The 3,059-nt window shown below is 66.6% G+C and carries 1 protein-coding gene; it reads right to left on the bottom strand.

Going from position 1 to position 3,059, the window contains the following annotated elements:
- Nucleotides 1-3,059, bottom strand: a 3,059-nt coding sequence (locus Q0C59_RS17305; protein ID WP_291217857.1) for a hydantoinase B/oxoprolinase family protein, incomplete at both ends; no start/stop codon positions are given.

Below are 3,059 nucleotides of genomic sequence, written 5' to 3'. Positions count from 1 at the left end.
TTCATCTCGGCCTGGCCGATGTGCTCCAGCGCTTCGACGGAGCCATCTGATCGCACCACGCGGTTGATGCCCACCTGCCCGGCCTGCCCACCGGCCATGCCGAAGGCGCCATGCACGCGGCCGTTGGACAGGATGCTGGCGGTCATGTCTTCCAGAAAGCGCACGCGGCGCACGCCGCCGTGGCCACCAATCCAGCGGCCGGCGCCACCCGAGCCTTCCCGGATCTCGTAACTCTCCAGACGCACCGGAAAGCGGAACTCCAGCACCTCGGGGTCGGTCAGGCGCGAGTTGGTCATGTGCGTCTGCACCACGCTCGTGCCATCAAATCCCTCACCCGCACCACTGCCGCCCGAGATCGTCTCGTAGTACTGGTGCTTCGCATTGCCGAAGGTGAAGTTGTTCATGGTGCACTGGCTCGCCGCCATCACACCCAGGGCGCCGTACAAGGCATTGGTGATGCAGCTGGACGTCTCCACATTCCCCGCCACCACCGAAGCCGGCGGGTTGGGGTTGAGCATGGAGCCCGGCGGGATGATGACCTTGAGCGGCTTCAGGCAGCCCGCGTTGAGCGGAATATCGTCGTCCACCAGCGTGCGAAACACATAGAGCACAGCCGCCATGCAAACCGCCGTGGGCGCATTGAAATTGTTGAGCTGCTGCGCCGAGGTGCCGGTGAAATCGATCTCGGCGCTGCGCTGCGCGGCATTCACCCGCACCGCCACCTGGATCTGCGCGCCGTTGTCCAGCGGCAGGGTGAACGCGCCGTCCTTCAGGCGCGTGATCACGCGGCGCACCGACTCTTCGGCGTTGTCCTGCACGTGTCGCATGTAGGCCTGAACCACGTCCAGACCGAACTGCTCGACCATCTTGCGCAGTTCCTGCACCCCCTTCTCGTTCGCGGCAATCTGAGCCTTGAGATCGGCCATGTTCTGCTGCGGGTTGCGGCTGGGGAATTCACCGCTCTGCAGCAGCGCCACCATCTCGGCCTCGCGCAGCACGCCACGGTCCACCAGTTTCACGTTGTTGATCTGCACGCCCTCCTCTTCAATCCGCGTGGAGAACGGCGGCATGGAGCCCGGCGTGGTGCCGCCGATGTCAGCGTGGTGGCCGCGAGAACCCACGTAAAACGTGGGTTCTCCGCCCAGGTACACCGGCGTGATCACAGTGACGTCGGGCAGATGCGTGCCTCCGTGGTATGGGTCGTTGAGCGCGTACACATCACCCGGCTGCATCTTTCCAGAATTCTCGCGGATGACGGTCTTGATGCTCTCGCCCATGGAACCCAGGTGCACCGGCATGTGCGGCGCGTTGGCGATCAGGTTGCCCTGGGCGTCGAACAACGCGCATGAGAAGTCGAGCCGCTCCTTGATGTTGACCGAGTAGGCCGTGTTCTGCAGCTGCAGACCCATCTGCTCGGCGATGTTCATGAAGAGGTTGTTGAACACCTCCAGCAGCACCGGATCCACCGTGGTGCCCATGGCGTAGGTCACGGTGCGCGGAATGCGGCGGTCCAGCACAAGGTGGTCCAGCGCGGTGAGCACGGCCTCCCAGCCAGGCTCGACCACGGTGGTGGCATTCTTCTCGGCAATGATGGCCGGGCCGGGGATCACATCGCCCGGGCGCAGGTCTTCGCGCACCACCAGCGCAGCGTCCAGCCACTGGCCACCCGAGTACATGCGCACCGTCTCAACCCGGGGCACATCGCGCGCCTCGTGGGTGTCGAAGCGGGGTTCGTTGGGCGCCACGCCGGGCACCACCGCTTCAACCGACACCGCTTCCACGATGAGCCGCTTGCCTTGCATGAGGAAGGCAAAGCGCTGCCGGTAGGCGGCTTCAAAGCCGGCCTGGATCGCGTCCAGCGTGCCGTGGGGCACCACCAGGGCCGCATCGCTGCCCTCGTAACGCACATGCACGCGCTGGTGCACGGTGACCGCGCCCACGTTGACCTGCTGGCGCCCGAGTTCGGCCTGGGCGGCCTCGCCCAGCGCCTGCAACTTCTCTGCAATCGACGGCAGCGCCTCCTGCGACAAGGGCAGCTCCACCGCCTGCTCACGGATCGCGTTCTGGTCGGCCAGGCCCATGCCGTAGGCGCTGAGCACACCTGCGAGCGGGTGCACGAACACACGCGTCATGCCCAGCGCATCAGCCACCAGGCAGGCGTGTTGCCCGCCAGCGCCACCAAAGCACTGCAAGGTGTAGCGGGTCACGTCGTAGCCGCGTGCCACCGAGATCTTCTTGATCGCATTGGCCATCTGCTGCACGGCGATGTTGATGAAGCCCTCGGCCACGTCGGCGGCATCGCGCCCGGTCTGGGCGGCCAGCTCGCTGAACTTCGCCTGGACGGCCTCGGCACTCAGGGCTTCATCGGCCTTGGGGCCGAACACCTTGGGAAAGTGGCGCGGCTGGATCTTGCCGAGCATCACGTTCGCATCGGTCACGGCCAGGGGGCCGCCTCGGCGGTAGCTGGCCGGCCCGGGGTTGGCGCCGGCGCTCTCGGGGCCCACGCGAAAGCGCGCGCCGTCGAAAGACAGCAGCGAACCACCCCCTGCGGCCACGGTGTGGATGCTCATCATGGGCGCGCGCATGCGCACACCCGCCACCTGGGTTTCGAACTCGCGCTCGAACTGCCCTGCGTAGTGCGACACGTCGGTGGAGGTGCCGCCCATGTCGAAGCCGATCACCTTGTCGTGACCCGCCAGGCCGGCCGTGCGCGCCATGCCCACGATCCCACCCGCAGGGCCGGACAGGATGGCGTCCTTGCCCTGGAAGGCATGGGCGTCGGTGAGGCCGCCCGACGACTGCATGAAGAACAGCTTGACGCCCGGCATGTCACCGGCCACCTGCTCCACGTAGCGGCGCAGGATGGGCGAGAGATAAGCGTCCACCACGGTGGTGTCGCCACGGCTCACGAACTTCATCATGGGGCTGGTCTCGTGCGAGGTGCTCACCTGCGTGAAGCCCAGCTCGCGCGCGATGCGGGCCGCTGCCTGCTCGTGCGCGGTGAAGCGGTAGCCGTGCATGAAGACAACAGCCACGCTGCGCAGGCCGCGAGCGTGCGC

It is taken from the genome of Hydrogenophaga sp., assembly GCF_022844385.1.
Classification (GTDB): Bacteria; Pseudomonadota; Gammaproteobacteria; order Burkholderiales; family Burkholderiaceae_C; genus Hydrogenophaga.
Note: the sequence above shows the minus strand (reverse complement) of the source record. Positions and strands in the feature narration are given on the sequence as shown.